14 protein-coding genes are annotated in these 16,762 nt (G+C 34.3%); 12 read left to right on the top strand and 2 right to left on the bottom strand.

Annotated elements, in window-relative coordinates:
- From G630_RS0102730 to G630_RS0102675, 12 genes are all read left to right on the top strand, one after another.
- Positions 1 to 1,050, top strand: coding sequence for a glycosyltransferase family 2 protein (locus tag G630_RS0102730; RefSeq protein ID WP_026497669.1), 1,050 nt, complete (start codon positions 1 to 3; stop codon positions 1,048 to 1,050).
- Between the two features lie 27 nt (positions 1,051 to 1,077).
- Positions 1,078 to 2,028, top strand: a complete 951-nt coding sequence (locus G630_RS23275) for a glycosyltransferase family 2 protein (RefSeq protein ID WP_049946056.1) — start codon at positions 1,078 to 1,080, stop codon at positions 2,026 to 2,028.
- An 18-nt stretch (positions 2,029 to 2,046) separates the two neighbouring features.
- Positions 2,047 to 3,147, top strand: a complete 1,101-nt coding sequence (locus G630_RS23270) for a glycosyltransferase family 2 protein (protein WP_049946055.1) — start codon at positions 2,047 to 2,049, stop codon at positions 3,145 to 3,147.
- A gap of 11 nt (positions 3,148 to 3,158) precedes the next feature.
- The gene (locus G630_RS23265; RefSeq protein ID WP_196805730.1) at positions 3,159 to 5,048 is read left to right on the top strand and encodes a glycosyltransferase; all 1,890 of its coding nucleotides are present in this window, start codon (positions 3,159 to 3,161) and stop codon (positions 5,046 to 5,048) included.
- 18 nt (positions 5,049 to 5,066) lie between these two features.
- Positions 5,067 to 5,819, top strand: coding sequence for a WbqC family protein (locus tag G630_RS0102710; RefSeq protein ID WP_026497668.1), 753 nt, complete (start codon positions 5,067 to 5,069; stop codon positions 5,817 to 5,819).
- A 154-nt stretch (positions 5,820 to 5,973) separates the two neighbouring features.
- Complete coding sequence (locus tag G630_RS23260; protein WP_049946053.1) at positions 5,974 to 6,933, top strand: glycosyltransferase; 960 nt, start codon at positions 5,974 to 5,976, stop codon at positions 6,931 to 6,933.
- 152 nt (positions 6,934 to 7,085) lie between these two features.
- The gene (locus tag G630_RS0102700; protein WP_026497667.1) at positions 7,086 to 8,342 is read left to right on the top strand and encodes an ATP-binding protein; all 1,257 of its coding nucleotides are present in this window, start codon (positions 7,086 to 7,088) and stop codon (positions 8,340 to 8,342) included.
- A 12-nt stretch (positions 8,343 to 8,354) separates the two neighbouring features.
- Complete coding sequence (locus tag G630_RS0102695) at positions 8,355 to 9,491, top strand: DegT/DnrJ/EryC1/StrS family aminotransferase (protein WP_026497666.1); 1,137 nt, start codon at positions 8,355 to 8,357, stop codon at positions 9,489 to 9,491.
- A 41-nt stretch (positions 9,492 to 9,532) separates the two neighbouring features.
- Positions 9,533 to 11,278 (top strand): ABC transporter ATP-binding protein, encoded by a 1,746-nt coding sequence (locus G630_RS0102690; protein ID WP_026497665.1) that lies wholly within the window; start codon positions 9,533 to 9,535, stop codon positions 11,276 to 11,278.
- A 54-nt stretch (positions 11,279 to 11,332) separates the two neighbouring features.
- Positions 11,333 to 12,283: a glycosyltransferase gene (locus G630_RS23255; protein ID WP_049946052.1), complete on the top strand. Its 951-nt coding sequence runs from the start codon at positions 11,333 to 11,335 to the stop codon at positions 12,281 to 12,283.
- 23 nt (positions 12,284 to 12,306) lie between these two features.
- Positions 12,307 to 12,543: an acyl carrier protein gene (locus G630_RS0102680; RefSeq protein ID WP_026497664.1), complete on the top strand. Its 237-nt coding sequence runs from the start codon at positions 12,307 to 12,309 to the stop codon at positions 12,541 to 12,543.
- A gap of 5 nt (positions 12,544 to 12,548) precedes the next feature.
- On the top strand, positions 12,549 to 13,955 hold the full coding sequence (locus G630_RS0102675) for a class I adenylate-forming enzyme family protein (RefSeq protein ID WP_026497663.1): 1,407 nt from the start codon (positions 12,549 to 12,551) through the stop codon (positions 13,953 to 13,955).
- Between the two features lie 41 nt (positions 13,956 to 13,996).
- Here the strand turns inward: G630_RS0102675 and G630_RS0102670 are convergent, their stop codons facing one another.
- Together G630_RS0102670 and G630_RS0102665 are read right to left on the bottom strand one after the other, a co-directional pair.
- A complete protein-coding gene (locus G630_RS0102670) occupies positions 13,997 to 15,118 on the bottom strand; it encodes an acyltransferase family protein (RefSeq protein WP_026497662.1) in 1,122 nt (373 codons plus the stop codon).
- Between the two features lie 42 nt (positions 15,119 to 15,160).
- Complete coding sequence (locus G630_RS0102665) at positions 15,161 to 16,678, bottom strand: hypothetical protein (protein ID WP_026497661.1); 1,518 nt, start codon at positions 16,676 to 16,678, stop codon at positions 15,161 to 15,163.
- Between the last annotated feature and the right edge of the window lie 84 nt (positions 16,679 to 16,762).

Below are 16,762 nucleotides of genomic sequence, written 5' to 3'. Positions count from 1 at the left end.
ATGGATGACAAGCTGGTTTCAATTGTAATGCCAACCTATAACGGTTCAAATTACATAGATGATAGTATAAAAGCTCTTATAAATCAGACGTACAAGAATTTAGAGATAATAATTGTTGATGATGGTTCTACTGACTCTGTTATCGATATTTGCGAAAAATATATGATAATAGATAAGCGTATAAGAGTTATTTCTACAAAAAACAGAGGGGTTTCAGCAGCAAGGAATATAGGCATTAGTGAAGCTAAAGGCGATTATATTGTATTTGTTGATGATGATGACTATCCATCAGAGATTTTGATCGAGAAATATTTGGACGCTTATGATCAATGGAAGGACAAAGAGGTATCACTAATTACCTGTGGAATGACCTTTAAGAACACTTATAACAAAAGAGTAAATGATAAAGATTACATTCTTGAATCCGGGCGTGGATATGTTAAGGGGGAAAATTATTTACTTACCAGAAATTATGCGGCTACTCTCGCTTGGCTAAAACTGTTTAATTTTGTTACTAACAAGTGCTATGACCTGGGGATAATAAAAAAAGCAGGTATAAAATTTGATGAAACAATAAGTGTTGGAGAGGATTTAAAATTCAACATTGATTATTTGGAAAATTCCGAGGGATATATCGGAATGATAAATCTGCCACTTTATTTCTATATAAAAAGAAAAGTTGATGGATTATCTGTAAAATATCACTCTGATGATTTAAAAAACACGAAAGAGATTTATAGAAGATTCATAAGATGGGAAAATGAGCAAGAAGATGTTACGGATGATAACATTATAGTTTTAAAGTCTCTTTTCATTCATGACTGGACAAACAGACTTACAGCTATATATCAAATGCATAAGGGCGAATCTCCATTATCATGCGCTAAACGAAGCCTTAATAGGGAACTGCGGAGTAGAGAGTTTAGAACTATGCTTCATGAGGTTCGCAAAGCTAAGAAAATTCGTATGTTTAGATACATATGCCTTCGAACAGGAAATTACGAAGTGTTCTTTTTCTTCCGTAGATTCTATCAGTTTTTGAAAGGTTAATCGTTTTTTATAAAGGGAGTACTTGTTTTGGAAATCGAAACAAATAAACTGGTATCAATCATTATCCCGGTTTATAACGTAGAAAAATATCTCGATGAATGTATACAGTCAGTTGTTTCGCAAACATATGATAAAATCGAGATCATCATAATAGATGATGGTTCGGTAGACTCATGTGTCGACATTTGCGATGCTTGGGCAGGAAAAGACTCAAGAATAGAGGTTATTCATCAGAATCATAGAGGTGTTTCGGCAGCGCGAAACGTCGGCCTTGACAGAGCAAAAGGAGATTATATTTGCTTTATTGACTCAGATGATCGTGTGACAGATAAATATGTTGAAGATTTTTTAACTGCCATAGAAAAAATGGATGTGGATATTGTGTTTTGTGATATAGACACCAGGAGACTTCCGGATGGCGCAGCTGTCTTAGGTGATGATAGGGTTTTGTCAGCCCAAGAATTCAGGCAGTTTCTCTATGCCCCTAATTCCCGGGAATATGTTGAAATGGTAGTAATATGGAACAAAATATACAGACGCAAGCTATTTGAAAAAGTGAGATTTGCAGATAATAAGATCCACGAAGACGAGCTTCTTATAAATAATTTTATTTATGATGTTCCTAAAATGGGATATATCCCGGCTAAGAATTACTTTTATCGATATAACAGTGATGGTATTACCGGAAAAAAGCATACTTATAATATTGAGCATTTGAATGCCATCGAAGCATATGAAGATAGAATAAATAGAGCAATTCAATATAATGACAAGGGATTAGCTGAAATATCGTTGAAATTATCATTGCTCAAAATGATCGAGTTTTATAAAAACGGAAATGATGATATGAAATCTAAAGTTAAAGAAAAATACAAATATATGTATAGTGATTTTTCTTACTTGTTTGATATTAAAAAACGCTTAAAATATCGTTTGTTCATGTTTAACCCATCTTTGCATTGCAAGTTGTTTGGCTGATTATTTTACGGATAAAAAATGAAAAAAATACTTAATGGTTCAGATAAGCTGGTATCGATTATAGTACCTGCTTATAATGTGGAAAAATATATTTATGGATGTCTTGATTCTATTTTGACTCAAACTTACCGGAATATAGAGGTGATTGTAGTCGATGATGGATCGTCAGATGGTACTTGGGATATCATAGAATCTCTTATGGCACAGGATTCTCGCGTAAAGGGATATAAAAAAACTAATGGCGGGGTATCATCCGCCAGAAATTTTGCTTTACAGAAAATTAGTGGATATTATTGCCAGTTTGTTGATGCGGATGATTATATTTCAGAAAGTGCCGTTGAAACACTTGTTAATGCAATTGAGCAAAATAATGCGGATTGGGTGAATTTTCAGTACCATCGTGTTGATGAAAATAGTAATCCTCTTGAAGAACTCGACTTTATTACAGGATATTATGATATTTCGAAGGAGAAAGAAAAGTTTGGTTTCATAAGAGATAAGCTTATTGAATATCTTGTCGGTTATGAAGTGTGTTTTAAGTTGTTTCGGACAGATATTATAAGAGAAAATAATCTGATATTTGATGAAAAATGCAAAATAGGAGAAGATTTGGAATTTAACATTACGTATTGTCTTCTTTCAAAAAGCATAGAGTGTATTGAGGATAGACTTTATTACTATGTTATTAGAAATGAGTCAGCTACAGGCAAAAGCAATGAACTACAGATTCAGCTTAGGGAACGTTTGATTCTTCTAAAAGGTATTCAAAAACCGTATGAATCATATTTTTCTGATGAATATCAGGTGAAATTCTATCAGATATTTTATAAACTTATCATGTTTGCGAATTATAGATTTTCAGCGAAGGAAACTGTTGCGGTTGCGCCAAAACTTGAAGAATACGGATATTATATAAATATGCTGAAAATAGCAGTTTCAAAAAAGCAGGAATTTTACGAGTTTTATCCTAAAGAAATGGCTATGGTCTATTGGAGATTCGGATATTATATTATTGCTGAATTAGAACATGATATAAAAGGAAAACTATATTTTGCTTTTTATAACATATATAGATGTTTAAGAAAGCGACCTACAATTGGAAATTTGATTTTTCACTAAAGGAGAATGTTTTGTCAGATAAGCATGCTTATCTTATTATGGCTCATAATGATTTTGAATCATTACAATATTTATTTAAGGCCATAGATGATATAAGAAATGACATATATCTTCATATTGATAAAAAGACATCATATGTTGATTATAATGAAATACGTAGTTGGGTGTCAGAGTCTCAGCTGTTCTTTACGCCAAGGATAGATGTGAGATGGGGACATACAAGTTTCACAGAATGCGAGCTTTTGCTTTTGAAAGAGGCAACAGCCAAAGAACAATATCATTATTATCATCTTTTGTCGGGAATAGATTATCCGTTAAAATCCCAGGATGAAATACATAATTATTTATTTGATAAGAATGAAGAGTTTATATCATATTATCATAACGGTGAACGTGGCGAAGATTTTATGTATAAACTAAAATACTATCATGTTTTTAAAAAGTGGGATGGGAAAGGCGTCTTTGATGGCGCCGGAAAAAAAGCTGCGTTTATGCGCTGGCTTCACGAGTTCGAGTGGAAATTGGTCAGTTTTGAAGAACGACGTGGTATAGACAGAACTAAGAAATTGCAAGGAATAGACATTGTTAAGGGGGATAATTGGTTCTCGATTACTGATGATTTTGCAAGATATATAGTTAGTCAGAAAAGAAAAATATTAAGGGATTACTGGCTGACCAGTTGTTCTGATGAATTCTTCGTTGGAACAATTGCAATGAACTCACAGTTTAAAGATAGAGTTGTTAATACAAATCTTAGACTTATTGATTGGGACAGAGGATCACCTTATGAATTTTGTTATGGTGATAAAGATGAGCTGGTAGCATCGGATGCCTTTTTTGCAAGAAAGATATCATACACAAATCAGCCACAGTTAGTCAAAACTCTGATAGGGCGTGATAAAAAATCAATGAATCCACCCAAAAAGGATTTACCACTTATTAGTATTGTGGTTCCGGTATATAATGTTGAAGATTATTTGGAAGAATGTCTCATATCGATAGCAAAGCAGACATATAAAAACATAGAAGTTTTAATTGTGGATGATGGTGCAACAGATGGGTCAGCTATAATAGCGAAAAAGTATGCAGACAGCGACAACAGATTTATATATATAAAGCAAAAAAATGGTGGATTGTCAGCGGCAAGAAACCGTGGCATTGATGAGGCCAAAGGCGAATACATTGCTTTTGTTGATTCAGACGATTGGGTGGATGAGAAGTATATTGAGCTTCTTTATAATAATTTGATTGAAACCGGTGCAGATGTTTCTGTCTGTGGATTTATTAAAGAGTCTGACATACGTGATACATATACTTATAAAAAAGATGAAGTGCTGTCCAGATCAAAGTCAATGGCTGTTTTGGGAAATATTTTTCCTAAAGAATATCTTTTAATGGTTGTTACCTGGAATAAATTATATAGAAAGAGCATTTTTGACAAAGTTCGGTTCAAAGAGGGGAAAATTCATGAAGATGAGTATGCAATTCATCGCGTGATTGATGAAACATCAATGGTATCGACTATGACTGATGCCTTATATCATTATAGAGTCAGGAACAATAGTATTATGGGTGCTCAAAACACTGCTGACTTAAGACATTTTGATGCTATAGAAGCTCATAGGGACAGGGTTAAATGCTGTAGACAACAGATATATGCAGATATATACAGACTTATCGTTTATTCTTTATTTGAAGAAATCATACAGCTTATGTTCAGATATGATGATGATGCATATAGGAACTATCATCTAAGTAGCAGATTTCGAAAACTTCTTATTTCTGAGTGTATAAAAAACTATGATCAGCTTGATAATCATCAGAAAAAAGAGTACCTAATGGCTATTATAAGCCCTAAGGGATATGTTAGAAGAATAAACAGGATTAACGAAAAAGGGTAAACAGAAAGGGAAGTAAAAATGATAATAGGAATTCATCAGCCATATTTTTTTCCGTATATAGGCTATTGGCAGCTTATGAATGCGGTTGATGAATATGTTATAGCTGATAATTTGAATTATATGAAGCAGGGTTTTATCAATAGGAATCAGATTCTTATAAATGGAGAGCCTCAGTATTTCAGGCTTCCTGTTCATAAACCTTCACAGAATAGGCTTATCAACGAAACCGAGATTTCGTTTGATAAAAATGAATTAGATAAGATGCTTAATACGCTAAGAAGTTCTTATGCAAAGGCACCGAATTTCGAAAAAACTTATGAACATGTGAAAAAAGCTCTTGAATTTGGTCTTACTGATGAAGGAAAAAATATAGCAGTTTTCCTTGAAAATGCCATAAGAAGCACTGCGAAAGAACTGGGGATTACAACCCCGATATATGTTGCTTCAAGAGATGTGATTTTGGATGGAACATATAAGAGGGAACATTATGTTGTTCAGTCTTGTAAAAACAGAGGAGCGACGGAATACTATAACGCTATTGGTGGTACAAAACTGTATTGTCAAAAGTTTTTTCGTGAAAATGGGCTTGGATTAAAGTTTGTAAAGGCTAATGAAGATATCAGGTATAAACAGTTTGATAGTGATAAGTTTGTGCCAAACCTTTCAATCATTGACATAATGATGTTTTGCTCGGATGATCAGATAACTGAGATGTTAACACGGTTTTCGCTGGAAGATGGTTTTGAAAGTTTTGACGAGGAAAATGAATAAATACGTTATTCAAAGTCATTCATTATCGAAAAAAGAAATATTTACTAATGGATACTAATTATTGTAAAATACATCTTTGGTATGCGCTAGGAGCCTGTGATAAGAAACTCTTATACGAGGGTTATCAGGTATTTTGTTAAAAAAGGTTAGGAAGATGGATGAAAAGATAAAGGTTAGCGTAATTGTTGCTACCTATAATCAGGAGAAATATATTGGACATACACTTGAGAGTGTTGTTTCACAAAATGTTGATTTTAAATATGAGGTACTTGTTGGCGAAGACTGTTCCACAGATAGTACATCAAGAATTGTTAAGGAATATGCTTCAAAATATCCTGATATAATTTTTCCCTTTTTTAGGGAAAAAAATCTTGGGATGTATGCTAATTTACCTGAACTATTCACTCATGCATGTGGTGAATACATAGCTATTATCGAAGGTGATGATTATTGGATTGATGAAAAGAAACTACAAAAACAAGTTGATTTTCTTGATTCCCATAAAGATTATGTTGCATGTTTCGGTCAAAGTATAGTAGTTGATGAGAATGATGTGATACATCCGGAACGTGAAGAATACATGCCATATATTAAAGAGAAAAGGGATTATACAATAAAGGATTTTGAAAAGTATATTTTTCCCGGTCAGACAGCCACAGCTATGTATAGAAAATCAGGATATGAAATGCTTCAAAAGAAGATAATTCAGTCTAAGATAGACCCTAGAAATATGGTGGACGTGGCTCAGGTCTTATGTATGATGTCTGTGGGAAAGATGTATAATCTTGGAGAAAAAGTAGCAGCATACAGATATGTGACGGCCAAAGACTCCGGAACGTGGTCATCTCAAAATGATTACTATGGGGTAAAGCCTATTATTGATTATCTGGATGGAATGAATAATCTGGAACAGATTGCTTCAAAACTGGGACTTGAACTTGACTTTGATGACAGAAGGTCTTATGAACTGAACAAATTATATGATAATATGGGTACGTTCTCTAAAGAGGATACATATAAAATACGGCATAAAATAAAGGAGGACTATAACACAAAGCAAAAATATTATAAAGTTCGTCTAAAACATTTTTTTAAAGGGGTTAAAAGGACATAACAGCCAAATACAATTATAAATTTGGGGGATAATTGTGGCAGACAACATGTCTAAATTATTAGAGGGGGCGTAAATACGCAAATTGAGCTTATATATTTAAGCATTCAAATTTGGAACTATATAATTATTTTTTGGAAGAGGAGAACATTGGTATGGAAAAATTATTATTCTTGGGAAATAACTGTCATGTAGACGAGATGATCAGACATGCAAAGGAGAGAGGCGTACACACTATTGTTACGGATAATCTTCCCGTTGAGAAGTCACCTGAAAAGGGTATGGCTGATGAAGCATGGGATATCAGCGTAGTTGACATCGATGCACTTGAGAAAAAGTGCAAAGAAGAAGGCGTAACAGCTATTCTTGCAGGTGCGGGAGAGACCTGTATAGAGGCTAACAAGGAACTTTGTAAGAGACTTGGTCTTCATTTTTATGCAGAAGATGAGACATTGGCAATCGTAAATGACAAGGCTGAATTCAAGAAAGTCTGCGCTGAGTGCGGAATGGAAGTTCCTATGGATTATAAGCTTGATATTGAGTTTAAAAAAGAGGATATTAAGCAGATTAAGTATCCTGTAGTTGTAAAGCCTGTTGATGGTTGCTCAAGTATTGGCCTTCATATCTGCTACAATGAGCAGGAACTTATTGAGGGCTATAAGGATGCTTATGAGAAGTCTGATAAGCATAAGGTTGTTGTTGAGGAGTACATTGAGGGAGAACTTGCAGGCTACATCGTTGTTGTAAAAAATGGTGTTTGTGAGCTTGCCGGCTGTGGCGATGATGTAAAAGAATATCGCAATGGCCAGAGAAGAGTATTTGGATTCCTTCCTTCAAAGCATATTAAGCTTTTTGAGAAATATAAACCTAATATTGATAAAATGCTTACAAAGATTGGCTGTAATGAAGGTATTTGTGGTCTCCAGTTTTTAACTGATAGTAATAGATTTGCTATCATTGAGATGAATTACAGACTTCCGGGTGGAAGGTATCCTTTCGAGGAACTTCTTTGCAATACAATGCTTGACACTGTACTTGAGGAAAAGAAGAACCAGCCTTGTAATGCAAAAGCTGCTATGCAGATGTATTCATATGCATTCTGGCTCAATCCCGGAACCATTAAAGAGATAAAGGGAATTGATAAGATAAAAGAGCAGATTCCCGGAATTCAGATACAGCAGGTTAAGCAGGTAGGAAATGTAGTCAACCCTGATACAGCTATGCTTATGGTTTTCGGCTTTATTCTGTTCTCATGCAAGAGTGAAGACTACGACAAATGTCTTAATATAATAAACAGCAATTTAGAAGTAATATCAGAGTCCGGCGAAAACATGACTTGTCCTTATGAGTATGACCGCAGGGGATATGCCGTAAAAAGCGGTGATGTAGAGAGTGTTGGACTCGCAGTTTAAAAGAGGAATGAGATGAGCACTAATAAATTCGTTGATACGAGAGAAGGCATATTTGTCACAAAACCTTCGCTTCCTCCACTTGACGAATACGTGGAATATTTAAGAAGAATTTGGGATAAGGGCATCTTAACCAATATGGGACCCCTCCACGAGGAATTCAGGGAGAAACTTAATGATTTTCTTGGGGTGGAGATTTGCCTGCCAAGTTGTAATGGACATATGGGACTGGAACTTACCATACAGGCATTTGAACTTAAGGGAGAGATTATAACTACCCCTTATACCTTTGCTTCCACGACACATGCCATCGTAAGAAACGGATGTACTCCGGTATTTTGTGATATCAGGGAAGAAGACTGTACAATGGATACGGAGAAAATTGAGGAGCTTATCACTGATAAGACTGTTGCAATTGTTCCGGTTCATGTGTACGGATTACCCTGCAATGTAGAAGAAATAGAAAGAATTGCACAAAAGCATGGGCTAAAAGTCATTTACGATGCGGCCCATGCTTTTGGAGTAAGAATTGGAGAGAAGGGCATAGCTGCATATGGAGATGCTTCTATGTTCTCTTTTCATGCAACAAAAGCATTTAATACAATTGAGGGCGGATGTGTGGCCTTAAGTGATGCTAAAAGGGCTATGCGATTATATCAGCTGGAAAACTTTGGAATCATGGGTGAGGAACAGGTTTCTTTTACCGGAGCTAATGCTAAGATGAACGAGTTTGAGGCTGCGATGGGGCTTTGCAATCTCAAACATTTTGCAGAAAATATTGAGAAGAGAAAAAAGGTATATGAGCATTATTCAAACAGACTTTCTAAACTTGACGGAGTCAGGATGCTTACACCATATCGCAGCGATATAATAAGAAATTATTCATATTGTCCCATATTCATAGATAAGAATATTTGTGGCATGGGAAGAGACGATCTATATACATATCTAGCAGCTCATAATATATATTCCAGAAAATATTTTTATCCTTTGACAAGTCAGTTTGAATGTTATAAAGATGTCGATTTCAGAGGATATACACCTGTTGCGGAAAAAATGTCGGGTCAGGTTTTAACTCTTCCGATGTATGCTGATTTAGAGCTTGAAAAAGTTGATTGTATTTGCGATTTGATAATCGACTTTCTGAAGTGATTTTGTTTTTTGTTTTTTTATAGTAGAGGAGTAATATTGTAATGGCTATGCCTATTAAAAAGGAGAAACTTCAGATTTACCGCGATGTTTTCAAGACATTTCGATGGGCCTTATACGTATTAAAGGATTATAAAGTAAGACTTTACATTTATATTTGTATTCTTGTACTCCATACTCTTTATGGGATATTTTTAACCAGCCGGGTTGGAGGAATTGTTGATTTAGCGTTACAGGATAACATGCAAAATCTTATAATGTCAGGAATCACCCTGGTGCTGTTATATATTGTTAATATTTTTATAAGCATTACCAGTAATAGATTTTCTGCACATAATTACAATGGAATGTACAATGAATTGGAACTCAAAGTATATCGGAAAATAATGGATTCTTCGTGGGAAGATCTCACTGAATACCATTCGGGAGACCTTATTACCAGACTTTCGACAGATATTAAGTGCGTTGCAGGTAATACAAGTGGTCTTGTACCGACAATGATATCGACTTTTACTATGATTGTGTTTTCCGGGGTATATATTATTGCAATAGATTTTACAATGGTTCTGGTAGCAATTGTTGTAGTACCTATAGTTGTTTTAGCTTCCAGAATCTATATGGGAAAGATATATCAGTCACAAAAAATTATTAGAGAAGTAGAATCAAGGATCAATTCCTACAATAAAGAGACCTTTAATAATATTCAAGCTGTAAAGGCTTTTGGACTTGGGGAGCTCTTTTACCAAAAGATGTATGATCTTGAAAAGACAAGAAAAACTGCGGATCTTCGTTCAAATCAATATTCTTTAAGTTCATGGGGAATTTCATTTTTTGCGACAGTGTTAGGTGCATGCATCTGTATAGGATGGATGTTTTACAGGGTTCATTCAGGAGCTATATCCTTTGGCTCATTATCTGTTATGGTGTTTTTGGCTATAGAAGTAGGTCAATCAATGAAGACATTTCTTAATTTGATTCCTACTATTATGGAGTTTATGACAGCATCAGAACGAGTAAAGAAGCTCATGGATTTACCTGATGAAGAAGATTATATCGATGATGATATTACTGACTTTACAGCTCATTCAGGTGATGGAGTATCAGTCAGAATAGAAGATATGCATTTTAAATATAAGAATGGTTATTCTGTATTTGAAGGTGCAACTCTTGAGGCGAATCCTGGTGAAATAATCGCACTTGTAGGTCCCTCAGGTGAGGGAAAGACTACAATGCTAAGAATTATCTTGGGCATTGTTACAGCATTAAAAGGAAAAGTGCTTGCTTCAAATGGGGTAGATAGTCTGAGGCTCGGTAAAATGACCAGATCGCTTATATCTTATGTTCCTCAAGGGAATACTATGATGGCTGGCAGTATCTTGGAAAATATGCAACTTGTAAAGCAAGATGCGACTACTGACCAAATAAAAGAAGCGCTTGAAACAGCATGTATTTATGACTTCATTGAAAGACTTCCTGATGGGATTGATCATATGCTTGGTGAGAACGGACTTGGATTTTCGGAGGGACAAAATCAAAGATTATCAATAGCCAGAGCGCTTCTTAAGGATGCTCCGATTCTTCTTTTGGATGAGGCGACATCAGCGCTTGATGTTGCTACCGAGCGAAAAGTTCTTAATAACATTATGATTAAGGATCCTAAGAAAACGGTAATTTTTACAACGCATAGACCTACTGTCCTTTCTATGTGTGACAGAGTATATAGAATAGCCAACAAAAAGGTCCAGATAATTGGTGCCGAAGACATTCAGAAGCTTATGGATGAGTTTTAAAGGAATAGCTTATCTTGTAAAATGAGACTTTTGTGCTGATTAAGGGTAATAGAAATGCCAAATCATAATATTAAAGTAAGTGTTGTAATGGTGACCTATAATCACGAAAAATATATTAGGCGTGCTATTGACAGCATAATGAGACAAAATGTGAATTTTGATTTTGAAGTTCTTGTTGGAGAAGATTGTTCAAAGGATGGCACAGCAATAATTGTTAAGGAATATGCTGATAAGTATCCTGATGTTATCATTCCGTTTTTGCGTGATAGAAATATGGGAATGACTAAAAATGAACTGGATATTATCGTACGTACCAGAGGTGAGTACATCGCATTTTTGGAGGGTGACGATTATTGGATAGATGATAATAAGTTGCAGAAACAAGTGGATTTTTTGGATGCTCATTGTGAATGCGAAGCGTGTTTTGGTTTATGCTGGATAGTGGATCAAAATGATGTCCGTCTTCCTGAGATTGAGAAATACAGTGGATTCATTAAGCAAGGAGGAGAGTATACAATTAAGGAATTTGAAGACTATCTTCTCCCAGGGCAGACAGCCACATCTATGTTTAGGCATAATTCTTTTGTAGAAACAATTAAAGATTTAAAAAAATCAGATTATGATATGTCTGGATTTATGGATAGACATTATGCTTTGATTGCTTTATCAAAAGGGAAAATATATAATTCCGGAGATTTTATTTCTGCATATAGGTATGTGTTAGCTCAAGGTTCAGGCTCTTGGTCTTCGGAAAATGATAATTATAGTATAAAAAACTTACTTAATTATCTTGATGGGTTAAAGGAAATTGAACATCTTGGAAATTATCTGGGATTAACAGTCGACTTTGATGACAGAAGAAAATTTGAGTGGGATAAATACATAAATAATAGGTCACTATTCTCAAAAACTGAAAAAGTTCAAATTAGAAATAAAATACTTTTTGACAGTAACAATAGATTTGGCATTCTAAAATATATTATCATGAAGCGCATAAGGAAATAAAAAAGTGTAAGGAGGAAATATAAATGAGTGAAATTTTTGATGTGATTGTTGATGTAATAGCAGATGTTGCAGATATTGAAAAAGAAGAAATAACAGAGGATAGCGAATTCATAGATACGCTTGACCTTTCTTCGCTCGAGATAATGTCTATAATTTCTAAGGTTGAAAAAGAATTTTCAATAAAAATAGATGAAAAAGAGTTATTATCTATTACAACTGTCAAGGAATTAGAAGATTTAATTATTGAGAAGAAGGGATAATAGTGATGGTTGAAATTTTAAACCTTTGTAAACAATATGGAGAACGAAGTTCCTTCAGAATTTTGGACGGAGATTATTCAAAAAATATCTCATATATGAAGTTTTATCAAGATATGGGCACATGTGCGGCTGCTCTTGAAAAAAGATTTGGGAAGATGCATGAAAAGAGAGTGGGTCTTTATCTTGAAACTTCTTATGAATACTTAGTAATACTTGGAGCTTTATTTTTTAGTAGAGCGGTTGCAGTTCCCCTAAATAAACGTGAAAGTATAGAGAATATATTCTATGAGATAGAAAAGGCAGATATTACTGATTTGATTGTTGAAGATGAAAATGCATCAGAGTTTTGCCACTTGGGAGTGAATATAGTTAAAAAGTCGGAACTTCTTTCGGATGAGTCAGGGTATGTGGAATTGACTGATTTTTGCGATTCTGAGCAGGATCGCACTTCGTTGTTGATATTTACTTCCGGTACTACAGGTAGACCCAAAGGTGTAATGCTTACAGCAGGCAATATTTTTAAATATCCCAAAACGATGTTTGACTCAAATTCACCATTTGATAGTTGTGATGGACTTAAGGTGTACACTAATTTCCCTTTCTACCATATTGGAGGAATTATCGGGTGGATTACGCACATCGAAAATGGATGCGCCACGTATCTTAGCGTAAATCCGGCTAATATACTTATGGATTTGGAAAACGAGCAGATTGATAGCGCAGTAGTAACGCCTGCGACGCTAAAACTTTGGAAAAAAGCAATCAAGCGAGGGCATATAGAGAGACTTGGAAATACCAAATTGGTTGTAACTGCGGGGGCGCCGGTTGATTTTGAGACGGTCGATACTTTTATGCAGAATGGAATTAGCTTTGGCCAGTTTTATGGTATGAGTGAAACCTGTGGAAACATAAGCTTTAATTTTGACTGTAAAAATCACTTGAAATCAGTAGGACGTGCTGATGCTATGGTTGATGTTATGATAATTGATGATGAAATCTGCGTCAGAAGTCCGGGAGTCATGCAGGGGTATTATAAGGACGAGGAGGAAACGAAGAATAGCCTTATAGATGGTGTCCTTCATACAGGAGATCTTGGATACATAGACGAGGATGGATACATTTATATCACCGGAAGAAAGAAAAATCTAATCATATTATCCGGTGGTGAAAATGTTAGCCCTGAAGAGCTTGAGCGCCTTGTATATACATGTTCTTATGTAACGGAATGTAAGGTTTTTGATAAAAACGACAGAATTTGCATAGAGATATTCTGTGATGAATCGAAAAGAGATGATATTAAGGAATTCATTTCTGAATTAAATAAGAAACTTCCGATTTATAAAAGAATATATGGCATTGGTTTTAGAGATCAGGAGTTTGAAAAAACATCCAGTGGTAAGATAAAGAGATAAAGTAGTCTTTAATATGATTAGGAATAAAGCCAGGAAAAGCATTACGCTTTCCTGGCTTTAGCTATGTTGTCTTTTATGTAAACAAATAGGAATGTAGCAATGATGGCAAATGGAATTCTGATGGCTAAAATTATGATACTTCTTAATCCCGGATCACCTTTCCACCATTCATAAATAAATAGATAAGTCAGATAATTCCCTATTGCAACCATCTCTATAGAATGGATGCAAAGGAAATATAATGATTGCCGTCCTATTTTTCTTATAAATGTACATATAAAACCATCAAAACTGTTTAGATGTAAGAAAAACTTTATTATGAGTACTCCAAGAAGCCCATTGGCAATTATGGATATAGGACCTAATGGATATTCATCAGTTGCCATACCAAAAAACTTACTGAAATTTGTATAAAACAAGTAGGGAATAACAATAATGGCAATGCCAATAGCATGCTTTATTTTGATGGGAGATACCAGTAATTTGTTCTTTTTAATATAATATCCTAACCACAAATATGAAACTGCTATAAATGCCTGTGATAAACTCCATGGCAAAGGACCGGCAAAACTTATTATCCAGCCTATGACGGTTGTTAAAAGTGATAATAAGAATAATTTTACTCCGCTAAAATTATTAACCCAAAAATTGAAAATGAAGGTGGCAATTGACAAAGCAGCCAAAAACCATATAGGACCACATGCAAGCAGCCAAAAATCATTAATTCCTCGATTTGTAGGAAAACCGAACAAACCACCAAGGAGTATTTGTATTGTCTGTTTGAGCGAAATTTTAAAGCCGCCATACAGGAAATAATAACTGAAGAAATGCAGTATTGTGGCTATGACCACAGTTATAATATATGGAATAATTAAAGTTTCATATTGCTTAACTATACATTTTTTGTATGTGGTCTTTCTAAAACCATATCCGCTAATAATAAATAAGGCAGGCATAGTTGCTTGTCCAAAAATCATAAATGCAAATGTGAGGAAAAGAACAAAAATATTGACATTTGCAACTAATTCATCAATAGAATGGTATTCGTCAAGAAAGGGAATTAAGCCGGCAGTATGTGATACTACGACTAAAATCATAACAATACCCTTGAGAAGATCAAACATGCCTAATGTGTTTTTGATGACAAATTTTTTGTTTTTCATAATAGAGCTCCTCTTATACTATAATGTGCTTCAATATTAAGCTTATTTAACTAAGACTACGGAGTAGATTTTCTTTAAATTTTCTTCAAGTTCATATTCATTTATGCCTAATTGACTATTTTTTTCCTCTGATGGGACAATTTCATTTACAGAGATTAAAGATTGAGTAATTCCATGATTATGCAATGCTATAGCTATATTATCTCCGGCAAAATCAGCTAGGGGCCAATTGTACATCACATCATATTTTGGAACTATGAGTGCTACTTCATTCTTTCCGCTTTGTTCAGCATCTTTAAACTGCGCTATGATATCTTCCATGAGTGCTTCGCACTTCTTATATGAGATATTTGAATTATTGTAAGAAAAAAATACTTTTCCTGGTTGAATGAAAAGTAGTATGCATGTTCCGGATAAAATTATGAGCAAACGTGCATATTTTTTACTTATATAAATAAGTCCGTTGAGTGCAGCAATAAGAGCTAAAAAGAGATAAAACAAGATATCTATCGCAACCTCTGCTCTATATATGTAATTTGGCTCTACAGTAGCACTTAGTATTATTAAATATGATATGGATAAGAAAAGATAAAAAATAAAATTGAAAACAGTTCGTCTAAAGAAATCATGCTTTTTTATCCACAGTATGCAAACAACTAAGCCTAAAGCTGTAATGAAAACATTAATTGCCAAAATGTTTACTAATGATAATGAAATAGTTAATGGCACATTTTCTAATGTGCTTTTTCCGATATCATCGGCTCTTCCGCCTGTAGTTTCAAGAAAATTGGATAGAAACCAGATAATAATTATCAATAGATTTATGATGTTACAGGAGCAGTATTTTATCAAATTGAAGTGTCTGTTTCTGATCGATTCTATGAGATTAAAAAGTAAATCTGTACCTACGTATGCGGCAAGTATCACTGACGAGAAAAGGTTTGAAAAAATAGCAAAATATAGCCAGATTGCCAATATTGCCTTATGAGGCAATGTGCTTTTTTTGTACAATGATTTCATGCCGCCATAAGACATGGAATGCATAACTAACGATGCGCAAAGAACAGATGATAAAGTATAATTATAAAAGCATGTAAGGTCTTCTGACCATATCAGAAAAATGTTGCTATTACCACTATGAATATATGCAATGAAATGCAATATGATAAAAAGTATTCCATAAATAATGCTTAATGATAATGAACATATTTTTTTTCTATAAAATAATAATGAGAATTCGGAAAAATAAAGAGTTAAGAGCGTACTACCAAATAAAGCGTGTGCAAGTGTTAGAGAAAGGCAGTAATTATGTGTGAGAGGCATTATGTAGTGTACGCCCAGATATGAAACCACGGGCATAAAGGTTTCCGGGAATACCTTTATGGGGTTCCAGTGACCTATCATCGGGATTGGCTTACGGAATTGGCCAATATATAACCAATCATCTGTGTCATATACCGTAAGCGGATTGATTATTGAAAGAAAAACAAACAGAAAAATAAATACTATTATTCCGTATATAGCAAATATTTTTTTGGATGAGAGGGTTTTCTTATTCATGAAGTTATTATAGTTTCCTTTCCTAATTAAATGAGTCTAAAAGAAAATCATCAGAAATACAATAGGATTTTATAACAATAAATG

It is taken from the genome of Butyrivibrio sp. WCD2001 (assembly GCF_000424485.1).
GTDB lineage: Bacteria > Bacillota > Clostridia > Lachnospirales > Lachnospiraceae > Butyrivibrio.
The sequence above is the reverse complement of the archived record's forward strand: the minus strand, read 5'-3'. Positions and strand labels throughout refer to the sequence as shown.

Bases quoted from the DNA above. Each gene is read 5' to 3' on its own strand.
- G630_RS0102730 (WP_026497669.1), top strand. From the start codon at position 1: ATGGATGACAAGCTGGTTTCAATTGTAATGCCAACCTATAACGGTTCA.
- G630_RS23270 (WP_049946055.1), top strand. From the start codon at position 2,047: ATGAAAAAAATACTTAATGGTTCAGATAAGCTGGTATCGATTATAGTA.
- G630_RS0102710 (WP_026497668.1), top strand. From the start codon at position 5,067: ATGATAATAGGAATTCATCAGCCATATTTTTTTCCGTATATAGGCTAT.
- G630_RS23260 (WP_049946053.1), top strand. From the start codon at position 5,974: ATGGATGAAAAGATAAAGGTTAGCGTAATTGTTGCTACCTATAATCAG.
- G630_RS0102700 (WP_026497667.1), top strand. From the start codon at position 7,086: ATGGAAAAATTATTATTCTTGGGAAATAACTGTCATGTAGACGAGATG.
- G630_RS0102695 (WP_026497666.1), top strand. From the start codon at position 8,355: ATGAGCACTAATAAATTCGTTGATACGAGAGAAGGCATATTTGTCACA.
- G630_RS0102690 (WP_026497665.1), top strand. From the start codon at position 9,533: ATGGCTATGCCTATTAAAAAGGAGAAACTTCAGATTTACCGCGATGTT.
- G630_RS23255 (WP_049946052.1), top strand. From the start codon at position 11,333: ATGCCAAATCATAATATTAAAGTAAGTGTTGTAATGGTGACCTATAAT.
- G630_RS0102680 (WP_026497664.1), top strand. From the start codon at position 12,307: ATGAGTGAAATTTTTGATGTGATTGTTGATGTAATAGCAGATGTTGCA.
- G630_RS0102675 (WP_026497663.1), top strand. From the start codon at position 12,549: ATGGTTGAAATTTTAAACCTTTGTAAACAATATGGAGAACGAAGTTCC.
- G630_RS0102670 (WP_026497662.1), bottom strand. From the start codon at position 15,118: ATGAAAAACAAAAAATTTGTCATCAAAAACACATTAGGCATGTTTGAT.
- G630_RS0102665 (WP_026497661.1), bottom strand. From the start codon at position 16,678: ATGAATAAGAAAACCCTCTCATCCAAAAAAATATTTGCTATATACGGA.